This window comes from Kurthia senegalensis (genome assembly GCF_000285595.1).
In the GTDB taxonomy this organism is placed as follows: Bacteria; Bacillota; Bacilli; order Bacillales_A; family Planococcaceae; genus Kurthia; species Kurthia senegalensis.
Map to the genome: position 1 here is coordinate 586,492 of NZ_HE611064.1, position 24,668 is coordinate 611,159.

At 37.8% G+C, this 24,668-nt stretch carries 24 protein-coding genes and 4 pseudogenes; 7 read left to right on the forward strand and 21 right to left on the reverse strand.

Annotated features, from left to right (window positions below):
• Window positions 1–26: 26 nt before the first annotated feature.
• The 7 genes and pseudogenes from ftsL2 to KSHG_RS03280 all read right to left on the reverse strand — a co-directional run bounded on the left by ftsL2 (window position 27) and on the right by KSHG_RS03280 (window position 5,789).
• A complete protein-coding gene (gene ftsL2, locus KSHG_RS03245) occupies window positions 27–428 on the reverse strand; it encodes a cell division protein FtsL (RefSeq protein ID WP_010301767.1) in 402 nt (133 codons plus the stop codon).
• A gap of 14 nt (window positions 429–442) precedes the next feature.
• Window positions 443–1,381, reverse strand: a complete 939-nt coding sequence (gene rsmH, locus KSHG_RS03250) for a 16S rRNA (cytosine(1402)-N(4))-methyltransferase RsmH (RefSeq protein WP_010301769.1) — start codon at window positions 1,379–1,381, stop codon at window positions 443–445.
• Window positions 1,382–1,798: 417 nt separating this feature from the next.
• Entirely contained in the window at window positions 1,799–3,400 is a 1,602-nt protein-coding gene (gene bshC, locus KSHG_RS03255; protein ID WP_010301772.1) for a bacillithiol biosynthesis cysteine-adding enzyme BshC, read from the reverse strand.
• 87 nt (window positions 3,401–3,487) lie between these two features.
• Window positions 3,488–3,844, reverse strand: coding sequence for a DUF3397 family protein (locus KSHG_RS03260; RefSeq protein ID WP_010301775.1), 357 nt, complete (start codon window positions 3,842–3,844; stop codon window positions 3,488–3,490).
• 132 nt (window positions 3,845–3,976) lie between these two features.
• Window positions 3,977–4,714 (reverse strand): annotated as a pseudogene (locus tag KSHG_RS03265) (enoyl-CoA hydratase/isomerase family protein); the annotation flags it as partial.
• A gap of 346 nt (window positions 4,715–5,060) precedes the next feature.
• Entirely contained in the window at window positions 5,061–5,234 is a 174-nt protein-coding gene (gene rpmF / locus KSHG_RS03275; protein ID WP_010301781.1) for a 50S ribosomal protein L32, read from the reverse strand.
• Between the two features lie 24 nt (window positions 5,235–5,258).
• Window positions 5,259–5,789 (reverse strand): YceD family protein, encoded by a 531-nt coding sequence (locus KSHG_RS03280; RefSeq protein WP_010301784.1) that lies wholly within the window; start codon window positions 5,787–5,789, stop codon window positions 5,259–5,261.
• Between the two features lie 128 nt (window positions 5,790–5,917).
• Between KSHG_RS03280 and KSHG_RS03285 the strand changes: the two genes are divergently transcribed.
• A complete protein-coding gene (locus KSHG_RS03285; RefSeq protein WP_010301786.1) occupies window positions 5,918–7,096 on the forward strand; it encodes a nucleotidyltransferase in 1,179 nt (392 codons plus the stop codon).
• Window positions 7,097–7,112: 16 nt separating this feature from the next.
• The gene (locus KSHG_RS03290; RefSeq protein ID WP_010301788.1) at window positions 7,113–7,562 is read left to right on the forward strand and encodes a GNAT family N-acetyltransferase; all 450 of its coding nucleotides are present in this window, start codon (window positions 7,113–7,115) and stop codon (window positions 7,560–7,562) included.
• Window positions 7,563–7,622: 60 nt separating this feature from the next.
• Here the strand turns inward: KSHG_RS03290 and KSHG_RS18680 are convergent, their stop codons facing one another.
• From KSHG_RS18680 to KSHG_RS03310, 5 genes are all read right to left on the reverse strand, one after another.
• Complete coding sequence (locus tag KSHG_RS18680) at window positions 7,623–8,138, reverse strand: S16 family serine protease (RefSeq protein ID WP_010301791.1); 516 nt, start codon at window positions 8,136–8,138, stop codon at window positions 7,623–7,625.
• A complete protein-coding gene (locus tag KSHG_RS18685; RefSeq protein WP_010301794.1) occupies window positions 8,116–8,682 on the reverse strand; it encodes a PDZ domain-containing protein in 567 nt (188 codons plus the stop codon). Before KSHG_RS18685 ends, KSHG_RS18680 begins: the two co-directional genes overlap by 23 nt.
• Window positions 8,683–8,804: 122 nt before the next feature.
• Complete coding sequence (coaD, locus tag KSHG_RS03300; protein WP_010301797.1) at window positions 8,805–9,290, reverse strand: pantetheine-phosphate adenylyltransferase; 486 nt, start codon at window positions 9,288–9,290, stop codon at window positions 8,805–8,807.
• Window position 9,291: 1 nt separating this feature from the next.
• Complete coding sequence (gene rsmD / locus KSHG_RS03305) at window positions 9,292–9,855, reverse strand: 16S rRNA (guanine(966)-N(2))-methyltransferase RsmD (RefSeq protein ID WP_010301800.1); 564 nt, start codon at window positions 9,853–9,855, stop codon at window positions 9,292–9,294.
• Window positions 9,856–9,868: 13 nt separating this feature from the next.
• Entirely contained in the window at window positions 9,869–11,299 is a 1,431-nt protein-coding gene (locus KSHG_RS03310) for a stalk domain-containing protein (RefSeq protein ID WP_010301804.1), read from the reverse strand.
• Between the two features lie 54 nt (window positions 11,300–11,353).
• On the opposite strand from KSHG_RS03310, the gene KSHG_RS03315 reads away from it, so the two are divergent.
• Window positions 11,354–11,743: a DUF7147 family protein gene (locus KSHG_RS03315; protein ID WP_010301807.1), complete on the forward strand. Its 390-nt coding sequence runs from the start codon at window positions 11,354–11,356 to the stop codon at window positions 11,741–11,743.
• Window positions 11,744–11,845: 102 nt separating this feature from the next.
• Here KSHG_RS03315 and KSHG_RS03320 read toward each other — a convergent pair whose 3' ends face one another.
• Window positions 11,846–12,118, reverse strand: a complete 273-nt coding sequence (locus KSHG_RS03320) for a YlbG family protein (RefSeq protein WP_026022493.1) — start codon at window positions 12,116–12,118, stop codon at window positions 11,846–11,848.
• A 138-nt stretch (window positions 12,119–12,256) separates the two neighbouring features.
• On the opposite strand from KSHG_RS03320, the gene KSHG_RS03325 reads away from it, so the two are divergent.
• A complete protein-coding gene (locus KSHG_RS03325; protein WP_010301812.1) occupies window positions 12,257–13,162 on the forward strand; it encodes a glycerophosphodiester phosphodiesterase in 906 nt (301 codons plus the stop codon).
• A 52-nt stretch (window positions 13,163–13,214) separates the two neighbouring features.
• Here the strand turns inward: KSHG_RS03325 and KSHG_RS03330 are convergent, their stop codons facing one another.
• The 6 genes and pseudogenes from KSHG_RS03330 to KSHG_RS03355 form a co-directional block, all read right to left on the reverse strand.
• Window positions 13,215–13,667 (reverse strand): YlbF family regulator, encoded by a 453-nt coding sequence (locus KSHG_RS03330; protein WP_010301814.1) that lies wholly within the window; start codon window positions 13,665–13,667, stop codon window positions 13,215–13,217.
• Between the two features lie 15 nt (window positions 13,668–13,682).
• A complete protein-coding gene (locus KSHG_RS16020) occupies window positions 13,683–14,570 on the reverse strand; it encodes a CAP domain-containing protein (RefSeq protein ID WP_010301817.1) in 888 nt (295 codons plus the stop codon).
• A 233-nt stretch (window positions 14,571–14,803) separates the two neighbouring features.
• Window positions 14,804–15,264, reverse strand: a pseudogene (locus KSHG_RS16025) (DUF420 domain-containing protein).
• Between the two features lie 193 nt (window positions 15,265–15,457).
• A pseudogene (locus KSHG_RS16030) lies at window positions 15,458–18,891 on the reverse strand (ATP-binding protein); the annotation flags it as partial.
• 12 nt (window positions 18,892–18,903) lie between these two features.
• Window positions 18,904–20,061 (reverse strand): FtsW/RodA/SpoVE family cell cycle protein, encoded by a 1,158-nt coding sequence (locus KSHG_RS03350; RefSeq protein ID WP_026022494.1) that lies wholly within the window; start codon window positions 20,059–20,061, stop codon window positions 18,904–18,906.
• A 73-nt stretch (window positions 20,062–20,134) separates the two neighbouring features.
• Window positions 20,135–20,416: a YlaN family protein gene (locus KSHG_RS03355; RefSeq protein ID WP_010301825.1), complete on the reverse strand. Its 282-nt coding sequence runs from the start codon at window positions 20,414–20,416 to the stop codon at window positions 20,135–20,137.
• 177 nt (window positions 20,417–20,593) lie between these two features.
• Here KSHG_RS03355 and KSHG_RS03360 point away from each other — a divergent pair, with 177 nt between their 5' ends.
• A complete protein-coding gene (locus KSHG_RS03360; protein WP_010301828.1) occupies window positions 20,594–21,091 on the forward strand; it encodes a hypothetical protein in 498 nt (165 codons plus the stop codon).
• Between the two features lie 14 nt (window positions 21,092–21,105).
• Window positions 21,106–21,309 carry a YlaI family protein gene (locus KSHG_RS03365; protein ID WP_010301831.1) on the forward strand — a complete coding sequence of 68 codons (204 nt, stop codon included), beginning with the start codon at window positions 21,106–21,108 and terminating at the stop codon, window positions 21,307–21,309.
• Window positions 21,310–21,461: 152 nt separating this feature from the next.
• Here the strand turns inward: KSHG_RS03365 and typA are convergent.
• Window positions 21,462–23,307: pseudogene (typA, locus tag KSHG_RS16035) on the reverse strand (translational GTPase TypA).
• 182 nt (window positions 23,308–23,489) lie between these two features.
• Between typA and KSHG_RS03375 the strand changes: the two are divergent.
• Window positions 23,490–23,675, forward strand: coding sequence for a DUF5325 family protein (locus KSHG_RS03375; protein WP_010301837.1), 186 nt, complete (start codon window positions 23,490–23,492; stop codon window positions 23,673–23,675).
• 183 nt (window positions 23,676–23,858) lie between these two features.
• On the opposite strand, the gene KSHG_RS03380 is transcribed toward KSHG_RS03375, so the two are convergent.
• Window positions 23,859–24,653, reverse strand: coding sequence for an inositol monophosphatase family protein (locus tag KSHG_RS03380; RefSeq protein ID WP_010301840.1), 795 nt, complete (start codon window positions 24,651–24,653; stop codon window positions 23,859–23,861).
• Between the last annotated feature and the right edge of the window lie 15 nt (window positions 24,654–24,668).

The window sequence follows — 24,668 nt, forward strand, 5'->3', positions numbered from 1 at the left end:
TGTTTTTTACTCTAATTTTTTTCTCGTCATTTTCCAGACACTACCTTCACATTCGTTTCATTTGAAGTTAAACCTAATGCTTTTGCTTTTTCCATTAGACGTTCTGGTGTAGACAAGCGGCTGACTTCATTTGATAGCTCGCTATTTTCGAGTTTAATAGCAGATAGTTTTTCATTCGTCTCATGAATATGTGTAGAAGTATCTTGAATATGCATAATTGTATTCAAGTTCAAAATGGCAAATAGAGCGATAACACTTAGAATTGCAACAAAGCTAACTTTTTCGACTTTTGACCATCTGAAAATTGACTTCTTACGTTGTTGAGACTTCTTCTGAGGTTGTTGATTTGGTTTAAATTCTGGTTGTTGTGGAACTTGCTCAATGTACGGTTGTTGTATGTAATCCACTTTACGGTTTGCCAATGCCATCTACTTAATTCCTCCTAACTCTTAATACGTTCAATGACACGAAGTTTCGCTGAACGTGAACGATTATTCTCTTCTAATTCTTCTTCGCTTGGTAAAATAGGTTTACGTGTTACTAATTTAAAATCCGGTTGTAAATAATCCGGAATAACGGGTAACCCAGGTGGTAAATCAGGTAATGAAGATTTTTCTTTAAATAATACTTTGCATAAGCGATCTTCTAATGAATGGAACGTGATAACGCTAACGCGACCACGAACGTGAATTAAATCGAGCGCTTGTTGTAATGAATCTTCTGCTGCTCCTAATTCATCATTCACTGCAATACGAATCGCCTGGAATACGCGCTTCGCTGGATGACCTCCTTTACGACGTGCTGCCGCAGGAATCCCCTCTTTAATAAGTTCCACTAATTCGCCTGTTGTGTTAATAGGAGCTTGTTCACGGGCTGCTTCAATCTTTCTAGCAACTTGTTTCGAAAACTTCTCTTCTCCATAACGATAAAAAATACGCACTAAATCTTCATATGCCCATTCATTCACAACATGAAATGCAGTAAGCGGTGCTGTTTGGTCCATACGCATATCAAGTGGTGCATCTTGGTGATAACTAAAACCACGCTCCGCATTATCTAACTGCGGTGATGATACACCTAAATCATATAAAATCCCATCGACTGAAGTAATGCCTAATGCATTCAATTCCTGCTTAATGTTTCTGAAATTTGAATGTACGAATGTTACTCTGTTCAAATAGGGTGCTAATCTTTCTTTTGCATGATCGATTGCAGTTTGGTCTTGGTCAAAACAAATTAACCGACCTTCGTCCGACAACTGACTTACGAGATATTCACTATGTCCAGCCCCGCCGAGCGTACAATCTACATAAATGCCATCAGGACGAATGTTCAAACCATCGACTGTTTCTTTTAATAATACGGTTGTGTGATTGAACACTATAAAGTCCCTCCAAATTCTAATAAACTACGTGCAATTATTTTTATTGCACATCTAAGATATGTACGGTTATTTGCAAAAAATGATTTTTCAACTAAAAAATTTTTCACAAGTCTATACAATACCCCACTTTATACAGTAAATGTACCACATCCCAACTGTTTCCTCCACCAATTCCTGTACAATTACTTGGATTCGTCGAAAAATAAGTATTTTATCCCCATTGCCATTTTGAAAAATAGTATTTTTTGCATTTATTTTAACTAATCTTCTTATTACCCAAATTTTATTATATAAAACATCCTACATGCTTCAGAAATAAATTATCATTTTCCACAGAACTACGTCTTTTTTCTAGCAAAAGTAAAAAAGACATATAAAAAAAGTACATCTTTATGACTAAAGATGTACTTTTTATTATAAATAAATGATATGATGTCGTCCGTCAATCGTATAATCGAGCGTTACTATTTTTTCAATTAAATCTGGACCATACGTATTTAAGAATGGATACGGTGTAAATGTTCGTTCTTGGAACGCACCGAGTGGCAATACTTCATGTTCTACATCGTCAAAGCGACGCATCGCTACTTCATGTTTCAAAAGAACTTCCTGTTCAATTTTGCGTAGCATAAAGTCTAATTGTGCTTTATGGAACGTTAAATTTTTATCGACAATCGCATTCAAATGTAAATCATTTTGAATAAGATGCTCATGCAATGTTTCGTATTGTTGATCAAGTAAACGTTTCGTCGATTCAATCGTCTGTTTCGCTTCTCGATCATACACTCTTTCTTTAAATGCTTGACGAAGCGTTTCGATTTTACCTTCTAAAACATCTTTCGCACTAATTTGTAGATCTTCTAACAATGCTTGTACGTGTGACGTAATAAACGTGATATTTAAACGAGGTGTGAAAACAGGCACTTTCATGTTTAAAATTTCAAAGCCTTCTTTCAACGTCGACCAGTAAGCGAGTTCGCCCGGTCCACCGACGAATGATAATACCGGGAATACGCAATCTTGCATGATCGGTCTCGTCACTACATTATTACTTAAACAATAGTTCGTACGCACTTCTTCTTTTAATTGTTCTGCTGTAAATTGTACGTTGGCAGCTAAATTGATGAATTTACCGTCTTTGCGCGTTAATAAGTAGCGTGCCCCGTCTTCTGTGTAAAATAAGTTTGCAGCATCTTCCGTCGCACCAATCGGCATTGGATAGCCTAGGTCAACTAAATGTGCTTCGCGAGCCGTTACGACTTTTGCAATTTGCTCTGAATGCTCGATTAATTGTTCAAAATAAGGTGTTTCATATTCACGTAAACCACGGTTCGCTGCATCAATCATTAATAAACCGTGTTCTTTAAATAAGCCGTGCATTAAACGTACGAAGAAATCTGTAAAATTCGTTGATTTACGAACTTCTACGAGAACGTCATCTAATAAAGCACTCGTGTAAGCTGTTTCTCCGAATGTTTTAAACACATCTGTTACCCATTCCGTTAACTGACGCTCATCAATTTCCGTATAAGAAGCTTGTTTTTTCACTCTCGTATTTTCACCATACGTCGTTTTCACGAGCGTATTCGTAAATGTATGATTAATTTCATCGATATCATGATCTTCCCCTGCAATCCAAAATACAGGAACGACTGGAATACCTAATCGTTCACGTTGTTGTTTCGCAAGGACGATGACCGTAATTGCTTTATGTACTGAATAAAGCGGCCCTGTTAACAAACCTGCTTGTTGCCCACCGACAACTGTTACTGCATTTTGTTCAAGTTCTGCTAAATGTTTCTTATCTTGTTCAGACAAGCCGTACGGTGCCATAAATTGACGAATCACGTTCACTAATTGTGCGCGACGCACAGGATGTTTTTCTAAATCTTGTAAGCGTTGTTCAAACGCTTCTTGTGTTTGATTATAATGAAAAAAAGACGCCAAATCACCGTTAGCCATATAACTTGCTAACAAAGGATTCGTTGCTTTTAATTCAACTTGTTCCAATTTCATAATCGTAACTACTCCTCTTCGAATGTTTCACTCAATAGTAGCAGTATACCATTTACTGCTTTCAGACACGTATAAATGTGCTTGCCGTTATGAAACGAACCAATGTGCAACCCATAAACACACGTAACAAATACCGCAAATCATAAACAATAGACGCCATGTCTTTTTCAACACGCTCGTCATTTTTAATATTTCTTTATTATGCCATTCGAGAGTGGTGATGATCATTAGTAACGCCACTAACACGATGTAATGGTATACACCTAAACTAAATCCAAAAAACTTTTCAGTTAAAATCGGCATCGCAAAAAATAAAAAGAACGTCGTAACGTCCGAGGCAATACCGAGTGCTTTTGCACCGGTCATTTTCTTTTTCAAAATTAGAACGAGTAACACAAAAATAATCCAGGCATATGTCGTACATAATTCAAAAATCGTTTCCATCCTGTTCCGTTCACCCACTCTCATTTTCTTTATCTCTATGCAAGTATAATAATTTTTACAAACAATTAGCAACTATCATTTAAAAACCCACAAGAAGCATCGTAAGCTTTCTCGCAGGTTTTTAAATGAAACTTATTTATTTTTATTTAAAAAGCGCTCTACGGCTTGCAAATGTGGTTCTTGCTCCCATAATCGAGCACACGTTGCTACTTCTTCTTGAATACGCGTATATAGTTCAGCATTTTTCCATTTACGAATTTCCATCTCTTTATACGCTTTATGTACGCCAGGCTCGATTTTCCTCATATTTCCAATAAATGTATTTAACGCTTCGCATGCGTCGCCATCAAAAACGCGCATCGCCCAACCAATTTCAAAAAGTTGTTCTGCTGGATACACACTTGCATCAACGAGCATTTTTAACGCTCTGTCATGTCGCAAGCCACGTTGGAATAAGTACGTACCGCCTCCCCATCCCGTCGTAATCGCGAGCGTTCCTTGAATGAAGCCACATTTTGCGTGACGTGCAACGAGACGGAAATCACAAGCCGTCGCAATTTCACAGCCACCTCCAACCGCTGCACCATTAATGAGCGCAATCGTCGGGACAGGTAGCGTTGCCCACTCGTATAACAGCTCCGCCATTTTCGACAACATCGTCGATGCTTCTTCCGCCGTCGTAAGTGCATGAAACTCAGATAAATCGCCTCCTGAACAAAAAGCGCGGTCACCTGCACCTGTAATGACTAAAAAGCGTACAGAAGGATGTTCGTATACGTAATCCATCACTTCTCGAAATCCTTGCATAACTTGATCATTAATTGCATTTCTGCGTTCTGGACGATCAATCGTGAATGTCAACACCCCATCTTGTTCTTCAAAAAATAACCATTCCCCATTCTCATCACCCCTATTTTATTTTTCAGAAACTTTTCATTATCATAGCAACGTTCCAAATTAAATAGCAAGAGACGAAATTTTTTACGTCTTATTTTATTTTTTATTTTCACTACGAATCCTATGACTGTCGAAAAAAATAATTTTTTGCCCATCATAAAATTATTTTCTTTTTTCTATCCCATTCAATTTATATCTTTATTTTTTAAATAAAAAAGCCTATCATTAACTGACAGGCTACCATGATTTACACACATAAAAAGGCCGCTAAAGAGCCATGGTCTCTCTAGCGGTCTCTCTTCAGTTTTAAAAACTGAAATTATTTGCTGATAACTTCTTTACCTTTGTATGAACCACAAGCTTTACAAATGTGGTGAGCTAATTTAAGTTCTCCACAATTTGGGCAAGCTACCATACCTGGTACAGATAATTTAAAGTGCGTACGACGTTGACGTTTCGCAGTTTTAGAAGTTCTTCTAAATGGTACAGCCATTGAATGGCACCTCCTTACAGATATTTATTCATCTGTTTGATCAAAAAACTTAGCTAAGTCAGCTAGTCTTGGATCCACTTTTTGTTCGTCATTTTGTTTCTGACGATCAAATTCTTCTTCCGACATAACCGACCAGTGATCGTTTTTCGGCTCCAGAATTTGTGCATCTTCCTTATACACTTGCATTGGTACTTCTAATAAAATTAGTTCTTCCAATACAGGGTCGACATCGATTACATCACCTTCAACAGGATGAATGTTATCCATTTCATCATGACCAGCCATATCTCCCCAGCGGAAAACTTCCGCTGCTTCAATATCAATTGGATAGATGACATCTTCCCATGTGCGTGCACAAGGAAGCGTTAAAGTCGTCGTCACGCGAAAATGACAGTTCATTTGCTCTGACCCGAAAGTACAGAGACCTTCTACGTGAACAGGAGCAATAGCGCGAATGTCGCCATTGCGTTCCATTACGCTATCCAGTTGGACAAATTCGTCAACCGGCATCCCGTTTTGGCGATATTTCGATAATTGTGGGATTGCCCATTTCATATATATTATCACCTCAAGACAACAAAATTGATTATATAGTGTGAACAAATAGATGTCAAGATATTTTCTTGTCAGTACTATTAAAGTCTGTTTATAATCATACTAGTTAGTATAAACGGAGTGATTCTATGAATGCAACAGGTGTTATTGTTGAATACAACCCTTTCCACAACGGGCATCTACATCATATCAAACAATCAAAGATTTTAACAGATGCAGATATCGTAATTGCGGTCATGAGTGGACATTTTTTACAACGAGGTGAACCGAGCTTCGTAAATAAGTGGCTGCGCACAAAAATGGCACTATTAAATGGTGTTGATCTCGTCATTGAACTTCCTTACGCTTTTTCAACTGCACCCGCAGTCGATTTTGCAAAAGGTGGGATTGCGTTATTAGATGCTCTCGGCTGTCAGTCGATTGCATTCGGTAGCGAAGAAGGTCAAATTGAACCATTTTTAGCCGTTTACAGCGCGATTGAGACACAAACTAGCACTTTCCAATTAAATGTCCAACAAGCTGTTAAAAACGGCGTAAGCTACGCTAAAGCCCTAAATAGTGCCTATGCACAATTAGCGACAACGAGTACACAAAAATTTGCTGACTTATCGTTGCCGAACAACATTTTAGGGTACCATTATGTTGAACAAATTTTTAAACAGAAAAGCGAGATGAAACCGTTCACGATTCCACGTGTCGCCTCAGGTTACCACGATGCGATTCACGAAGGAACGACCATCCAAAGCGCAACAGGCATTCGACAAGCTGTTTTTGAACAATCATTGCAAACAGTCGAGACGTTCATGCCCGCTTCCAACTACGCTTTACTGCAACAAACAAATTTAATGAATTGGGATCGTTTGTACCCGCTACTGCGGTATGAACTATTACGTACCCCTCCAGAACAATTGGCACAATTTGCAGAAGTAACAGAAGGTATTGAACATTTATTAATTAAAGCCGCAAAAACGTGCGAAACGTTCCAGACGTTTATGGAACGGATCAAATCAAAACGCTATACGTGGACACGATTGCAACGTATGTTGACGCACATCGTCACCGGATTTACTTCCGAACAATTAAGCGAAAGTCAACGTCCATCGTATGCACGCATTCTCGGCATGACGACAAATGGGCAAAAATATATTTCAACGCATAAAAAACAATTTAAATTACCGCTCATTAGTCGCGTCGCAAGTTTCGAAGATGCTATGCTTGCGCAAGACATAAAAGCAACGGACATTTATTTACATGCTTCAAACGAATCAATTGGCTTAGATTATAAATATCCACCGATTCGTTTATAACGAGGAGGACGAACGAATGATTGAAATCTCTTTTCAAAAAATAAATGCATCCAATTTAGCAGACGTACAAAAAATTTCATTACACGAGACACAAAAACACTTTATCGAAACGGTAGACGACTGTTTAGAAGAAGCCGCCACCGTAGAAGAGTGGCGTCCTGTAGCCATTTTAGCTAATAAAGAAATTGTCGGTTTTGCGATGTACGGTAGCTTCGGTCCGCAAAAAGATACGTGGATTGATCGCATTATGATCGACAAAAAACATCAAGGAAAAGGCTACGGTCGACGTGCTATGCTCGCTTTGATGAAACGTGTCGTGACAGAATATGACGTATCGACGATTTATTTAAGTTTAACTGAACATAATACGGTCGCCAGAAAATTATATGAAAGCATCGGTTTCGTCTACATGAACGAAAAAGATCCGAGTAACGATGAATTAATGTTTCACTATATCGTCAAATAAAAAAGGCTAATCAAACAGAAAGAGCCGTCATGATTTTAAAGTCATGACGGCCCTTTCTGTTTACGATGCTTTTTTCGCTTTCAATGCCTCTAAGTAATCGAGCGCATCTTCTACATTTTTTACCGGAACGATTTTCATATTCGTAATATTATTTTCTTTTGCTGACGCTTTCGCCTCATCATAGTTTGACTGAATATGCGCTTTCGGTGCTAATTTTTGATATTCTGATACGTCATCGTCTGGTGCGAAGAAAATATCGACACCCGCATCATGTGCTGCGACAACTTTTTTGTCGATTCCGCCAATTCGTCCGACCGTACCATCCTCATTCATCTCACCTGTACCAGCGATGTTATACCCTTTCGTCAAATCACCTGTCGTCAGTTGATCGATAATTTCAAGCGTAAACATCAAGCCCGCTGACGGTCCACCGATATCTTCCGAGTGAATCATTACATCTGGTGTCGTTTTAATGGATTTACTGTCATCAAATGCAATACCTAAACCAATTTTTTCGTTATCTTTTGAAATTTCTCGTAACGTAATTTTTTCGTTAATGTTTTTTATTTCGCTCAATTTGAACGTTAACCGTATCCCCTTTTTTCTTATCTTTCAAAAAGGCAACGAGTTCATCATGTTTCTGAATTTTTTTACCGTCTAGTGCTGTAATTTCATCGCCCGCTTCTAAAATACCGTCCGATGCTGATTTCATAACAACTTGCGTAACGTACACACCTTTGTAATCGACCGTAAATGGTTTTTTCGTTTCTTTAAACGCAACATATTTCGCATTGAATTGTGAATCTGTCATTAAGTGTAATTGTCGTTCATTGTATTGCTCATTCGTTTCTTGGCCCCCGAGAACTTCCTCTTTCGTTAAAACATCCATGTTCTTCCCAAGTTTTGCCCATACGTAAGTAAAAGGCGTCGCAATACCCATCGACACAGTCATCATACTTAATTTACCGTCTCCAGGTGCATCCCCATCTTTCACTTCTACGTATTTCGTTAAATCATAGGCACTACCAGGTTTCATAACGTAATAGTTCAGTGGATACAACATGCCCGCTGCCATAACAATTAATACGAGTACGAAACTCCAAAATACTTTTTTATTCATCTTCTCGGTTACCTCCTCTACTCGTGTATGAGACGTAAAAAAGAACAGAAAGTTACGTCCAATTGAAAAAAAGCCGATTCATTAAGCAATGATCGGCAATAGTGCGTATGATGTACACTTCTTTATTTTGTATTAAATTTTTCGTACAATGCTTTTTCGACGATTTCAGGTACGAGTCCTTTAATTTTACCACCGTATTGCGCTACTTCTTTTACGATACTTGAACTTAAAAATGAATGTTCATTTTTCGTCATAATAAAAAATGTTTCAATATTTTTGTCTAAGAAACGATTCATTGACGTAATTTGCATTTCATATTCAAAATCCGAAATCGCACGTAGTCCACGCACAATGGCACTTGCGTTTTTGCTTTGTGCATAATCGACTAATAAACCAGATGAGCAATCAATGCGTACATTCGGAATATCTTTCGTAATTTCTTTTATTAAAGCAATTCGTTCATCTACTGTAAATAAAGGTTTTTTAGATGAATTGTTTAGCACTGCAACATATACGATATCAAACACTTCTGCAGCACGTTTAATAATGTCCAAATGCCCGTTTGTTAGTGGATCGAAACTTCCTGGTACAACTGCAATTTTTTCCAAACTATTCTCCCTCTTCCTCTAAGCGATAAAATGAAATAATCGTACTACCATATTTCTCTTCGCGATATTTCGTAAACGTTTCAATTTGATCTGGTAATTTCAACGTCGTATCGTGTTCACAAACAATTTTACCGTCTGCTGCTACGACGCCATTTTTAATAATATCTTCCACCATTTTGTAGTAGCTATGTTTAGCATATGGTGGGTCTAAAAAGATCAAATCTGCTTGTACTTCTCGCTTAATTAAAGCTTTCAATGCACGTGTTGCATCATTACGAAAGACTTCCGTTTGTTCTTCATAACGGCATTTTTCAATATTTTCTTTTAAATTTTGAAACGCTTTACTATCTTTTTCAATGAAAATCCCTTTTTCCATTCCACGACTTAACGCTTCAATTCCTAAGCCGCCGCTTCCTGCGAATAAATCGAGTACAGTTCCCCCGTAAAAAAATGGACCTAAAATGTTAAATAGGGACTCTTTGACTTTATCCGTTGTTGGTCGTGTCGTGCTACCATTAATCGCTTTTAATGGCATACCTTTGCGATCTCCTGCAATTACTCTCATCGTTTGATACCTCTTATTTTAACGCCTCATCAGAAATATTAATGTCGATTCGCTCATCCAACTTTTGAATATCCGCTCCGAATAAACGAATGAGCCAAGCTTCTTCTACATAATATTGACCATTCACAACCTCAAAAGGCTGCGATGCGATGTCGTAGCGCTTATTATTAAATACATAAAAAGCAGATGTCATCGGGAAACGGTAGCTTTGTTTAGCATTTTTCACGTAATACCCATTTTTACCTGTTTTCGCTGTATAACCTAGTGTATCAAATAATGGCGTTGCAGCATATAATACACGCCCATCTTTTAAAATGATTCGCATATTTTTTTGTTGAACATCATTCACATAAACTGAGCGCCCATCTTCGAATAATAGCGGTGCTAACCCTTTAGAAGCACCATTCATCGCGAAATAAGACGTCGTAGCATCAAGTGATTCACTTAATGTTTGATCCAATACGTCGTTCGTCACTTTTTTTCCTTCTAATTTTTGCAATTGCGCTTTCCACGCTTTTAATTGGCTTTCTGACATGTAATCATACAACGTATTGACCATTGCACGCGTTTTTGTCGCACCGTATACGCTATCATCTAAAATAGAAGCGACGACAGTCGGTAACCAATCTGACCCTGAAAATGTATATTTTTGTTTAATGACATTAACTGCCACATATCCTGGTAATTGATTGCTATGAATACTTTTCGCAAACATAATACGCACACCATTTTTCGCTTGCTCTGCATGAATGACATCTACATGATTTGGATTGCTATCGATTGCTTTCACGAATGCATCTTGTAATTGTTGCGTCATTTCCCCGCCACCATAAACCGTTGCACGGTCATTCGTAAATGCTTTTTTTAATGGTGTTTTTTGCCAATACAACTCATAAACAGCGCCCGTTCCTTGGTAATAAGAATAATCCGTCAACGCGAGCGATCTCGTTGCGACCCGTGGTAGGCCCGTAAACCATTGGCCACCGATACGTTCCTCATCCGAAATATGCAATTGCGTATGACTAACGACACCGTGTTTAAGTGTTAAAAATTTATTCGCAAGCAACGTTCTAGACTGTATACCACCTTTAGCTAGTGGAATGACATATTGTAATTTTTGTGTCGTAGATGTGCCTTCTTTAAACTGCGTTAACGTTTGATCCATTCGATCACATTTTTCCGTTTTTCCTTTAGCATCTTTTACACATTTCTTATTTTTTATTTTTTCAGGCCAAGAAATAATCACGTTACTTTCTGGCAAATCGGTAAAGGTTTGCGTCACAATCAATTGATTCCCTCTATGAACAATATCAATGACTTGATTGTATTTAAAAGTTTGTTGTTCATTATCTACTTTGTCTGAGAAGACATGGAATTGAAACGTCAGCAAAAGACCATTGATAAAAATCAATAGTGCAAATACGATAACAGCTGCTTTTTTCATGTGCGAATCCCCCTGCATCATGGTAGTATTTATAAGAAAGGATGTGTATTTATAATGATTCAACGCTTTATTGAACTCGGACAAGGATATGGCGATTTATATGAGATGTTAGAAATTATGAACACGAACAAAGATCGCATTCAAAATACATTCGTATTCGTTTCACAAAAAGATGGTAAACAAGTCGCTTCTTTTGCCGTAGCATTAAAACCTGTAGGTGAAAGTAAATTCATGCCGATTTACGTTTGTCGTGAAGGAATTCCTTACGACGCTGAGAAACCTTCTACACGCTACAATATGTTTAAAGAGGCAATTGAAAATGTGGATAAAACACTCATTACTTTAGAAGTAAAACATTCTTCTGTATATGTCGATGTCACATTGTATTATCAATATTTAATTGGTTTATTACGCCTTTATCATTACATTCCAAACTTAGGTTAAAACAAGTTAAGCACTACTATAGTAGTGCTTATTTTTTATAGACTAAAAAGACTATTTCTCTTTTTATCGGACATAATGAAAGAACTTTCATCATTTTATTGATTAAAGTCCTGCTTTATAGTCGTATTCTTTTGCTTTATCTGGTTTGGCATTTTCGTACTCCGTTTTCACGAATGGGCGGTACGATGGTAGAACGTTTTTTACAAATGGTAAACGTGACAATTTATTAGACAACTCTTCTACGTCATCCATATCGCAATATAAAACGACATACTTCGCACGTCTTGATATGTAGTTTACGTGGCCGTAGCGACGTAATGATTTTGCTTGTTTCAAATGATGCACGTATACGATTAACCCTTGTCGTTCTCTCACAAAAAATCCCCTCATTTCTATATTAAAAGAATACCATAGCATAAAAAAACTCCGCAACCTTGCGAGGCTGACAGAATCGATTACTTTCGAGTATAATAAGAAAGAAAAAGTCTGCAACCTTTAAGGAGGAATTATTTAATGGGCACAAAAACAAAAATCGCTGTAGCTATCGCTGCAGCTAGTGCAGCTGCATGGGCCGGTACGAAAGCATTTGTTACACCACAAAAACGTGATGAGAAACAAGCGCTTCAATATGATTGCCCCGTCGTACTTGCACACCGTGGAGGCTCACATTTAGCTCCTGAACAAACGCTAGCAGCTTTCAACAACGCTGCCGATTTAGGTGTTGATGGATTTGAACTAGATATCCGTCTAACGAAAGATGAAGAAATTGTTGTTTTCCACGACGAATATATTGATCGTACGAGTGATGGAAGTGGTCGTATCGCTGATATGACACTTGAAGAATTACGACAATTTAATTTCGGCCATCAATTCGTTGATTTAGAAGGTAATTTTTCTTATCGAAATAACCCGCAACAAATCGTAACGTTGAAAGAACTATTCGAACAATTCCCAACGATGTTCGTCAATATCGATATGAAAGACGCACCGGATACATATGAAGGTGGTCTTATGCCATCTAAATTATGGCACTTGCTAGAAGAATGCAATGCGAAACAACGCGTCGTCGTAACGAGTTTTTACGACGAGCAAATTGATCGATTTAATTTATATGCTCAAAATGAAATTGCGCTCGGTGCAGGTAAAGGTGAAGTAACGAAAGCTTACACAGCTTATACGAGCCAATTCAAACATCTGTATAGCCCGAAAGTAGACGTCTTCCAAATTCCTCGTCACTTCGGTAGCGTCATCGCGCTAGATACGAAAGGATTCATTCAATTTTTAAACGCTGTCAACGTCCCTGTCATGTACTGGACGCTTGATACAGAAGAAGAAATCCGTGAAGTACTCGAACGTGGTGCACGTGGTATCGTTACAGATCGCCCAGACATCGCGATGAATGTTATTAACAACAAATAGATAAATACAAAAAAGGAGTTATGAACATTCATAACTCCTTTTTTAATGCGTATTAAGCGCTACAAGAACAGCCGCCACCTGAACCGCAACCGCCACCTGTGCTACAGCTAGAAGCTTGTGCAAAGAAAGGATTGCTTACAGGTACTTTAACTGCTTCCGAAACAGATTTCGCTAAAATTAAGCTCACTTCATCTAATAAATCTTGATAGTGGTTTTCGGCAAGACGTAATTGACTCACCGCTTCATTCATATCTAATTCACGCTTCATTTGACGAATACCTTTCATGACCGTCTTATAGTCAGGATGGTATTTACCGAAACGTTGTACTTCTTCATATTGTTCTTTCATACGTGTAAAAGCTGAAATTTGTGCTACTAATGCTTCGTCACTATAAACGATGCTTCGTGCCTTTCGCAACGCCGCATACGTTTCAGATTGTTTGATTTGATCAGCTAGTTGATCTACATCATCGAGAATTTCTCCCCATTCTGAAGTCATCATCATCGCAAAATACCTCCTTTATTCTTTTTCAGCTTCGATAAAGATTTGCGTGTAGTTTTTTCCGAACACACCCGTACCTAAATAGCTGAAATTATCATTCAATAGCGTTTGACGATGCTTTTCAGAATTCATTAAACCGTGAATAGCTTCTGGTGCATCCGTATAGTCTTCCGCTGCATTTTCAGATGCAGATTTAAACGGAATTTGCGCATCATTCAATCGCTTTTTCAAACTTATTTGTTCTTCATCTTCCGACGTCGTTTTCGCATGAACTTTACTTCGCTCAAGCGCTAGATGATTTAATTCACTCATCGTTTGTACAGTCGGTAATCCTTTATGTTGGCGGAACACGTTCGTCAATTCAGACAGTTGTTCCGCATTTTCTGCATTAATTTTTTGTTGTGCAAACGACGATGGCGTTTTCGGTGTTAATAAATCCCCTACGAAACTCATATCGTACGGTTTCATTTTCACGAGCGTCGGCCCGTCTAAAAATCTAACTGCGTGAAGATCGCCATCGATGTTATCAAAATAAAGTTGCGCATATACACCATCATACATGACGAGCAAACGAGATTGTAAATCAAGCTCACTTAGCATAAATGTATACGTACTATTTTTTATTTTCACATGCACTTCTGTATCTGTAATCGTCGTGCGATACAATTGTTCTAGCGTTTGTCCGATTTCAAAAGGTTTTGCTTCCGCATCGTCCCCCGCTAAGAAAATTTGTACGACACGATTATTTTCAACACCCGCTAAAATATAGCTTGATTTCTTTTTGTATACCCACCAATCAAAATCATATTCAGAAGGACCAATGCGTTCTGGTTCTCCTAATTCTTTTTTCAATTGTGCAACATCTTTCCCGATTAAAGTCGAGTACCCTTCTTTCGGTCGTGGCATCGCATCCGTACTACTATTCGATACCGTTTGTTCTGGAAAAGCCTTACTCGGTGATTTCAGTACATCGTTTTCTTGAACCGACGTATTCGTATAAAAAATACGATTAATAAAAGCGCAAACACAAATAAAATTCGATATAATGCTTTCAAAATTCCCTCTCCAATATACGTAATACGTTTATTATACATGACAATAAAAAAAATCCAAAACGACGGAATCGTTTTGGATTTCCATTATGGATTAAGAATTGCTTTAATAACAGAAGTCGTTTCTCCGCCATGATAAAACACGTAAAGTAATAAATAAACCATCGTTCCTGTAATTGCTGTAAAGAACCAAATGATACTCGTAATAGGTCCAATTTTACGATGTTTTTTGTAATTCTCTTTAAAGCCTAACCAAAGCGTCACAAGGCCAAAGACCGCCCCTACAGTCGCTAAAGTAATGTGGAATACGAGGAAGATCACATAATATTTTTTCAAATCATCCGGTCCACCGAATGCCGTGTTCCCAATGAAGATCGTACGTGATGCGTAGATGATGAAAAAATTAAGGCAGAGATAGCACCTGCAATCATCACTTTTTTATGTGCTTCGATTTTTCTTTTACTAATTAATACCCAACCAATCGCAATTAGCACAGCGCTAAGCACGATGAAGAATGTACTAATCGTCGGTAAAATAGGTAAACTCATGTTCTATACTCCTTACGATTTTCCCAAATTGATACGATAAGAAATTTTCTTATCGTTACGCGATGTCTTACTCATTATAACAACTTTCTTTTTAAAAAGAGTGTATAAATCGTGACAGAAATAAAAAATAGAAGGGTTACCTGAAAAAGGTTTCCGCTTCTATTTTTCATCATTGTTTAGTTAGCATGCATTAGTCTTCTAATTCAATGAGTAAATCGCCTGTAGAAATTGCATCCCCCGCAGCGACATAAATTTCTTTCACAATACCGTCTTTCGGTGCTTGAACAGTCGTTTCCATCTTCATCGCTTCTGTGATAAGTAAATGCTCACCGCGTTTCACAGGGCTTCCTTTTGAAACAGCCACTTTCAACACTGTCCCTGGCATCGTAGCACCAATTTGGCTTGCATTTACTGGGTCCGCTTTACGCTTCGCTTCTCCTGTAATTTCAACCGTCATATCTTGCACGGTAATATCACGAGGTTGACCATTTAATTCGAAGTACACTTGGCGTGTACCATCATGTTGTGGCTCGCCAATTGCGACTAATTTAATAATTAACGTTTTCCCTTTTTCAATACTCACTTCAATTTCTTCACCTAAACGTAACCCGTGAAGGAATGTCGGAGTATCAAGTACAGATACGTTCTCAAATTGATCGAATGTTTGCATGTATTGTTCAAATACTTTTGGATAAAGAACATGCGCAAGCGCATCTTGCGTCGTCATTAAACGATCGTATTTCGCACAAAGTGCTTCACGTTCTTTTTCAATATCGATATTTTCTAGTAACTCACCTGGACGTACCGTAATTGGTTGACGGTCTTTCAAAATGACTTTTTGTAAATCTTCTGGGAAGCCGCCATACGGTTGACCTAAATAGCCTTCAAACAATTCAATAACTGAATCTGGGAAACTTAGCGTATGTCCACGTTCGATTACCGTTTGCTCGTCTAAATCATTTTGAACCATGAACAGTGCCATATCCCCGACTACTTTTGATGACGGCGTTACTTTAATAATATCACCGAACATTAAGTTGACGCGTGAGTACATTTTCTTCACTTCTTCCCAACGATCGCCTAGACCTACACCTTTTGCTTGTTGTTGAAGATTTGAATATTGTCCACCCGGCATTTCATGCACGTAAATTTCTGAATGTGGGCTATTCATGCCACTTTCAAAGTCTTTGTAATATTTACGAATATCTTCCCAGTAGTATGAAATTTTTTCAACTCCGTCAATATCCATACGTAAATTACGTTCGCTACCTTTCAACGCATAATACAAGCTATTTGCGCTCGGTTGAGACGTCAATCCAGACATTGAGCCAACAGCTGTATCAATAATGTCTACACCCGCTTCAATCGCTTTGGCGTATAAGTAAATACCATTACCGCTCGTATCATGTGTATGAAGATGAATTGGTAAATCCGTTGCTTCTTTTAATTCACTTACTAAACGATATGCTGCATTCGGTTTTAATAAACCTGCCATATCTTTAATCGCAAGAATGTTCGCACCGGCATTTTCTAATTCTTTTGCCATTTTTTTGTAGTAATCAACTGTATATTTAGAACGAGAGTCGTCTAAAATATCGCCCGTATAGCAAAGTGTCGCTTCCGCTACTTTTCCTGCATCACGTACAGCATCAATCGCTACTTGCATGCCTGGTAACCAGTTTAAGCTATCGAAAATACGGAATACGTCGATACCTTCTTTTGCAGATTCTTTCACGAAATCTTTAATAACGCTATCTGGATAGTTTTTGTATCCGACTGCATTCGCGCCGCGTAATAACATTTGGAATAACGTATTCGGAATCATTTGACGAAGATAACGCAGACGTTGCCAAGGATCTTCTTTTAAGAAACGATACGCAACATCGAAAGTCGCTCCTCCCCACATTTCTAATGAGAAGAAATCATTCCCCATAATTTTAGATGTCGCATCGGCAATATTATACATATCATTTGAACGAACGCGTGTTGCAAGCAATGATTGGTGCGCATCACGCATCGTCGTATCTGTTAATAATACATCGTCTTGCTCTTTAATCCATTTCGCTAATCCTTCTGGACCGCGCTCGTCTAAAATTTGTTTCGTACCGTTCGGAATATCTTGATAAATTTTCAAGTCCGGTTTATGTGGTTTCGGATAAATTGGTTTTGTTTTCGATTCAATTCCTGGGAATCCATTTACTGTAACATTCCCAATATAACTTAATAATTTCGTACCTCGGTCACGCGGTGTACGGAATTTTAATAATTCTGGATTGGCATCTATAAAGCTCGTATTGAAATCGCCGCTAATAAAATCTGTATGGCGTACAACATTTTCCAAGAAAGGAATGTTCGTTTTCACACCACGAATACGGAATTCTTGTAAATTTCGATCCATTTTTTTGCTGCTTCTTCGAACGTATTTCCCCACGTACATAATTTCACGAGTAAAGAATCGTAATGTGGAGAGATCACAGCACCTTGGAAGCCATTCCCTGCATCTAGACGGACGCCAAAGCCACCGCTTGAACGATAAACTGTTAGACGCCCCGTATCTGGCATGAAATCATTTGCTGGATCTTCTGTCGTAATACGAGATTGAATGGCAAAACCATCTAATTTAATATTTTCTTGTTGTGGAATTTGAATCACTTCATCATGCAATGTATGGCCTGCAGCAATTTTAATTTGCGCATGCACGATATCAATGCCTGTTACCATTTCCGTAATCGTATGTTCTACTTGGACGCGCGGATTTACTTCGATGAAATAAAATTCGTCGCCTGATACTAAAAATTCAACCGTTCCGGCGTTGACGTAATTTACATTTTTCATTAATTTCACTGCAGCATCACAAATACGATGGCGTAAATCGTCTGAGAGAGCATTGGATGGTGCGATTTCAACGACTTTTTGATGTCGACGTTGAATTGAACAATCACGTTCATATAAATGCACTAAATTGCCTTGTGTATCTCCAAGAATTTGTACTTCAATGTGTTTTGGTTTATCAACGAATTTTTCAACATACACTTCGTCCGAACCAAAAGCAGCTTTTGCTTCTGATTTTGCACGTTCATATGCTGCTTGCACTTCTTCTGCATTATGTACGACACGCATACCACGTCCGCCACCGCCTAAAGCGGCTTTAATCATAATTGGATAGCCGTGGCTTGCTCCGAATTGCTCCACTTCTGTAAGCGATTGTACTGGACCATCTGTTCCTGGAATAACAGGAATATTAGCTAATATAGCTTGTTCACGAGCTTTTACTTTATCTCCGAACATATCTAAATGTTTCGATTTAGGACCGATAAAAATAATGCCTTCTTCTTCACATCGTTCTGAGAAATGTAAATTTTCAGATAAAAAACCATAGCCTGGATGTATAGCATCTGCTCCAGACTCTTTGGCAATACGTAAAATATCTTCAATATCTAAATAAGCGTCGATTGGCTTTTTACCAGCCCCAACTAGGTAAGCTTCATCTGCTTTATAACGGTGGTATGAACCACTATCTTCTCGTGAATAAATCGCTACTGTGTGAATTTTCAATTCTGTACATGCACGGAATACACGAATCGCAATTTCTCCGCGGTTCGCTACTAAAATTTTGTTGATTGTCATAAACAAATCCCCCTAAGATTTTCGTTTGGAATGCGAGATCTTCACATGGGTTGATATATTGGCAACAACGCCCAGTGCCATTGATAATAACAACACCGATGTCCCTCCATAACTAATGAATGGAAGTGGTACCCCTGTAAGCGGAATTAATCCCGCTAAACCACCTACGTTAACGAAAGTTTGGAAGCCGATCCACGCGGCAACACCTGTACAAATCATGCGAGCCATACTGTCTGTTGTACGAATAGCAATGAGTAAAATTCGTGCAATAAGGAAAAATAATCCACCTAATACGACAATGACACCAAATAAACCGAGTTCTTCAGAAATAACCGCTAAAATAAAATCTGTTTGAGGCTCTGGTAAATATCCGAGCTTCTGAATAGATTGTCCAAGACCAAGTCCTTGTAAACCACCCGAACCAATCGCATAATATCCATTGACGACTTGATACCCGTATCGCTTTTCATCAGAAAAAGGATTTAAGAACGCTTCTAGACGTCCTACTCTTTTTCCTGAGAAGAAAAGCGATGGGAATTTAATTACTAAAAACAACAGCATGCTAAAAGCAATCGTTAAAGGGACTGCGAAATAACTAAACGTGCGGAAACGAATTCCGCTAGAAATGACGACTGAAAGCGCAACTGCAAATAGCAGAAGCGCACTCCCTAAATCCGGTTCTAAATAAATTAACACGAGTGCTGCAAATAATAAAATCATCGGTGGTAAATACCCTTGGCTAAAACTATTTAGTAATTTCTTTTCTTCTTTCTTTTTAAAGATTGCTGCAAAATAAAGAATAAAAGCAAGCTTTGCAATTTCAGAAGGTTGTACGTTCATAACGCCTAAATTAATCCAACTTACTGCACCTGACCCCCCAGGTGAGAAACCAAATTGTTTAACAGCAAATAGTGAAAGGAATGTTACGACAAGAATTGTACCGTAAATTTTTTTCACTTTAAATAACTGATAAGGTATTACGGATACAACAAAAAATGCTATAAATGCTAGAACTAAATTAAGTATTTGTTTATTGTAGTAAAAGTCTGCCGAATAATCCCAACGCTTAACCGCCCAAACCATACTCGCACTATAAATCATAACAAGACCAAACAAACATAGCAAAGTATATGTAACAAATAATGGATAATCGAAGTTTTTTAAGTAAATTTTAAACTTTTTTTCATTTTATACCTCACTTATTAGCAAAAAAACCCAAACACTTTTAAGGTGTTTGAGTTTTTTATTTTTTCGTGAACGCATCGTGTAACACAGAAAGTTCTTTCTCTAAAGAGTCTAGAATTTTGCGTCCCTTTTCACGCTCTAAAAGACCCAATTTAACGGCAAAATCGATTTCTCTTGATAAACCGAACATTTGAGTATCTAAAACTTCCTCATACAATGGACATTGTGGCATTGTTAAGTTTTCCATTTGTACTCGGATCAATTGTGCTATTTTATCCGCATCGGCAATTAGGAGTTCTAATGCCTTCTCCTGATACGAACTTTGAGATTTAGTATCCATGAGGACGCCCCCATTACCTGGTTATTTCTTATCGTTCTATCATATAGATTTTAGCTTTTACTCATTAAAATTGCAAGTATATACGCATTAAAATTCAAGTTTAGTTAAAATCTTACCTCAACAAATCGAAAAAAGGTTATACTGTTTAGTGGAACGTAATGTTAAGGAGGGCCAATTATGGACACTATTATCCTCATTAAAGGAAAAACAAATTTCGAAATCACATTGGACGCAAGCACATGGATTTTCGACGATCGTAAATTAGATTTAACTACGTATTTTACAGCGGAACAAGTACACGTAGATCCTGATGAAAAATACGTAGAAGAAGCAGGTAAATTCTGGTCTCGTGAAATTATGGAAGGTGCGGTATTCCCACCAACTTTAAAAACAGAAAAAAAATTCAGTCATAAAGAAATGCGTACAGGTACTTTCGGTATGCATGTAGAACCTTTTATTCAAAACGCCGAACCGACTGAAGATGCAACACAAGCTGTTTTCATTACCAATCAAGGTGAAGAATTTGCCTTTTCAATTGAAGAAGCAAAAACAAAAATCTTCAAATTCAGCCAAGATGGTAATATGTTAGAAAATGGCCCTGTCTATTTACTTGATGGCGACGGCCAAAATGCCGAATCGCCAATTCAAGGCATCGTTAAAATCGAAATTCGCTAAGGAGGCCCATCAAAATGCGTGTACAATGTGTTATTTGTGATGAAATTCATGAAATTCCGGACTTCTCACCTGAAGCCAAAAAATTACGAAATCGTCCTATTCATACATTCACTTGTGATGAATGCTACGAACGTATTACGGAAAATACGCTATCTCGCATAGAAACTGGTAACTTTGAGTTTCGCCGTGGCAACCATAGCGTAGAAGAAGACTTTTAACTTTTAACCGAAAAAGGGCGTCACATCATGTGACGCCCTTTTTTTAATTCAATGAACGAGCAAAATGGCAAATTACGCTAACCATTTTGGCATTTTCTAAAGCAGCAAAAAAAGCCTCCATAAAAGGAGGCTTTTTTCAAATTGCTTTTAAATTATTTATCAGAAGCGCGGTGTTTTTTAGAAACTTTTTCACGTTCATTTTTGTTTAAAATTTGTTTACGTAAACGAATAGATTCAGGAGTTACTTCTAAGTACTCATCGTCATCTAAGAATTCTAACGCTTCTTCAAGAGTTAGGATTTTTTGGAGCTTTAATAACGTTTGTTTGGTCTTTGTTAGAAGAACGAACGTTTGTTTTAGCTTTCATTTTCGTAATGTTTACAGTGATATCGTTGTCACGTGTATTTTGACCAACGATCATACCTTCGTAAATTTCAGAACCTGGTTCTAAGAATAGTGTACCACGGTCTTCAATTTGCATCATACCGTAAGTAGTAGCTTTACCTGTTTCCATAGAAACTAAAGCACCGTTACGACGGCCACCTACACGGCCAGCTACTGCTGGTTTGTAAGAATCGAATGTATGGTTAATAATACCGAAACCTTTAGTTAAAGACATGAATTCAGTTGTATAACCGATTAAGCCACGAGCAGGTACCATGAAGATTAAACGAACTTGACCAGTACCATCGTTGATCATATCAACCATTTCACCTTTACGTTCATTTAATGATTCGATGATTGAACCTAGTGAATCTTCAGGAACGTCGATTTGAACACGTTCTACTGGTTCACATTTCACGCCATCGATTTCACGAATGATAACTTTTGGTTTAGAAACTTGTAGTTCATAACCTTCACGACGCATGTTTTCAACTAAGATTGAAAGGTGAAGTTCACCACGACCAGATACAGTCCATGCATCTGGAGAATCAGTTGGTTCTACACGTAAAGATACGTCAGTTTGTAATTGAGCAGTTAAACGTTCTTCAATTTTACGAGATGTTACCCATTTACCTTCACGACCAGCGAATGGTGAGTTGTTAACTAGGAACGTCATTTGTAAAGTTGGTTCATCAATACGCATTGGTGGTAGTGGATCGACGTGATCTTGTGGACAAACCGTTTCACCTACGTTGATTTCTTCCATACCTGAAACGGCGATTAAATCACCAGAAACAGCTTCTTGGATTTCTTCACGTTTTAAACCGAAGAAACCAAAGATTTTAGTAACACGGAAGTTTTTAACAGTACCATCTAATTTAGAAAGTGCTACTGATTGACCAACAGAGATTTTACCGCGGAATACACGGCCAATACCAATACGGCCTAAGAAGTCATTGTAGTCAAGTAATGCAACTTGGAATTGTAATGGTTCTTCACGAGTATCTTCTGGTGCTGGAATGTGTTCGATAATTTTTTCGAATAAACATTTCATGTTTTCTTCTTGGTTTGCTGGATTTGGATCAAGAGATGCAGTACCATTCACGCCTGAAGCGTATACTACTGGGAAGTCTAATTGATCTTCGTCTGCACCAAGTTCGATTAATAAGTCTAGTACTTCATCAACTACTTCTTCAGGACGAGCTGAATCTTTATCGACTTTGTTTACAACAACGATTGGTGTTAAACCTTGTTCTAAAGCTTTTTTAAGTACGAAACGAGTTTGAGGCATACAACCTTCATAAGCATCGACTACTAAAAGTACGCCGTCTACCATTTTAAGGATACGTTCTACTTCACCACCGAAATCGGCGTGTCCAGGTGTATCTAAAATGTTAATTTTTGTATCATGATAGTGTACTGCAGTATTTTTAGCTAAAATTGTAATACCGCGTTCACGTTCAATATCGTTAGAGTCCATTGCGCGTTCTTCAACATGTTCGTTTGAACGGAATGTACCTGATTGTTTTAATAATTGGTCGACTAGAGTTGTTTTACCATGGTCGACGTGGGCAATAATTGCAATGTTTCTTAAATCTTCACGTAAGTTAGTCATTGTTCCACTCCACTTTTTTTTATTTCGAGTCCATAACTGTGCAATTATAGCACAATAAATCGTTAATTACGAATTTTTTATGGGTCGTTTATGAATATTTTTTCAAATGATTCGAATACCTTGCCAAAAATACATTTTCGCTTCAAAATAGAGACAGATTCCACAATGGAGGTTCTATTATAATGAATAAAGCAAAACTTGTAATGGCTATTTTAGCAATTGCTGGCGTTCTATCAATGTTTTCAATTGGCGTTGCAGTTGCGTATAACAGCATTCTAGGAATAGTTTTTAGCATCGTGCTCGTATTCGCTATTTTCGGATATGCATTTAGCTTAAAACGTAAATTCCGTGAACGTGGCCTACTATAATCTTTTAAAAAGATGCACATTCATTCGAATGTGCATTTTTTTAATACATTATACCGTCAACTGATTTCACAATTTTTATAGTAGCACTGTGGATAACATTTATTCAATAGAGTTGCTTATATTTTTCTTAAAAATAAAATGGAGACAAGGCTTAAAGCCTTGTCTCCATTGATTTTTTTATTTTTATTTTAATGTTATATAATCGTTAATAATTTCACTATGAATCGATGGATTAGATACAATAAATGTATCTTGTTCCAATAAATTGATTTTTTTGTTTTCTAAAGTCGAAGCAATGGCACCGACTTCGTTGGCAATAATAACGCCTGCTGCGATGTCCCAAGGAGATAATCGAAGTGAAATGTACGCATCCATTCTTCCAGTCGCAACGGCCATCATTTCGAGTGTTGCTGCACCTAATGAACGCGTCCCTCTAAGCTTTCGTATTAGGCGAATAACGCCTTCATGTTCTATTTTTTTATTCGGCGTTCCCCAAACTGCATTAATCCCAACAATTGATTTGTTTAAAGGCAATGCTTCTAAATGCGCTAATCGCTGACCATTCATATAAGCACCCTCACCAGCAATCGCATAGTACAACTCATCTGCCACGACATCATAAATGTATCCAGCTTGTCCTACTCCATCTTCATAAATCCCAATTGAAATAGCAAAATTTCGATGTTGTCGTACGAAATTCATCGTACCATCAATTGGATCAACAATCCAAACGACGCCCTCTAAAGATGTCACCGGGTTCCCTGCCATTCCTTCTTCACCAAAAACGCGATAAGTATCATCATAAGTTCTTATTTTATTAATAATAAACTGTTCGATTTCTTTATCAATATTCGTCACTAAATCATTCGCATCTGATTTCGTTTCAATTTGCATGACTTCATGAAATGAACGGCGAATTCGTTCGCCCGCTTCTTTTAAAATTGCCACTGTATAGTTATGTAAGCCGTGAATATCCATTGTTGGTACACCCCT

What these genes read in the sequence shown, in the direction of transcription:
- KSHG_RS18685 (WP_010301794.1), bottom strand. Translation starts at nt 8,682, where the DNA reads ATGAATAAAAAAGTATTTTGGAGTTTCGTACTCGTATTAATTGTTATG.
- KSHG_RS03375 (WP_010301837.1), top strand. Translation starts at nt 23,490, where the DNA reads ATGAATAAAGCAAAACTTGTAATGGCTATTTTAGCAATTGCTGGCGTT.
- KSHG_RS03315 (WP_010301807.1), top strand. Translation starts at nt 11,354, where the DNA reads ATGATTCAACGCTTTATTGAACTCGGACAAGGATATGGCGATTTATAT.
- ftsL2 (WP_010301767.1), bottom strand. Translation starts at nt 428, where the DNA reads ATGGCATTGGCAAACCGTAAAGTGGATTACATACAACAACCGTACATT.
- rpmF (WP_010301781.1), bottom strand. Translation starts at nt 5,234, where the DNA reads ATGGCTGTACCATTTAGAAGAACTTCTAAAACTGCGAAACGTCAACGT.
- KSHG_RS03355 (WP_010301825.1), bottom strand. Translation starts at nt 20,416, where the DNA reads ATGGATACTAAATCTCAAAGTTCGTATCAGGAGAAGGCATTAGAACTC.
- rsmD (WP_010301800.1), bottom strand. Translation starts at nt 9,855, where the DNA reads ATGAGAGTAATTGCAGGAGATCGCAAAGGTATGCCATTAAAAGCGATT.
- KSHG_RS03365 (WP_010301831.1), top strand. Translation starts at nt 21,106, where the DNA reads ATGCGTGTACAATGTGTTATTTGTGATGAAATTCATGAAATTCCGGAC.
- KSHG_RS03290 (WP_010301788.1), top strand. Translation starts at nt 7,113, where the DNA reads ATGATTGAAATCTCTTTTCAAAAAATAAATGCATCCAATTTAGCAGAC.
- KSHG_RS03380 (WP_010301840.1), bottom strand. Translation starts at nt 24,653, where the DNA reads ATGGATATTCACGGCTTACATAACTATACAGTGGCAATTTTAAAAGAA.
- KSHG_RS16020 (WP_010301817.1), bottom strand. Translation starts at nt 14,570, where the DNA reads ATGCCACGACCGAAAGAAGGGTACTCGACTTTAATCGGGAAAGATGTT.
- bshC (WP_010301772.1), bottom strand. Translation starts at nt 3,400, where the DNA reads ATGAAATTGGAACAAGTTGAATTAAAAGCAACGAATCCTTTGTTAGCA.
- KSHG_RS03360 (WP_010301828.1), top strand. Translation starts at nt 20,594, where the DNA reads ATGGACACTATTATCCTCATTAAAGGAAAAACAAATTTCGAAATCACA.
- KSHG_RS03325 (WP_010301812.1), top strand. Translation starts at nt 12,257, where the DNA reads ATGGGCACAAAAACAAAAATCGCTGTAGCTATCGCTGCAGCTAGTGCA.
- KSHG_RS03280 (WP_010301784.1), bottom strand. Translation starts at nt 5,789, where the DNA reads ATGAAATGGGCAATCCCACAATTATCGAAATATCGCCAAAACGGGATG.
- KSHG_RS03285 (WP_010301786.1), top strand. Translation starts at nt 5,918, where the DNA reads ATGAATGCAACAGGTGTTATTGTTGAATACAACCCTTTCCACAACGGG.
- KSHG_RS03330 (WP_010301814.1), bottom strand. Translation starts at nt 13,667, where the DNA reads ATGATGATGACTTCAGAATGGGGAGAAATTCTCGATGATGTAGATCAA.
- KSHG_RS03310 (WP_010301804.1), bottom strand. Translation starts at nt 11,299, where the DNA reads ATGAAAAAAGCAGCTGTTATCGTATTTGCACTATTGATTTTTATCAAT.
- KSHG_RS03260 (WP_010301775.1), bottom strand. Translation starts at nt 3,844, where the DNA reads ATGGAAACGATTTTTGAATTATGTACGACATATGCCTGGATTATTTTT.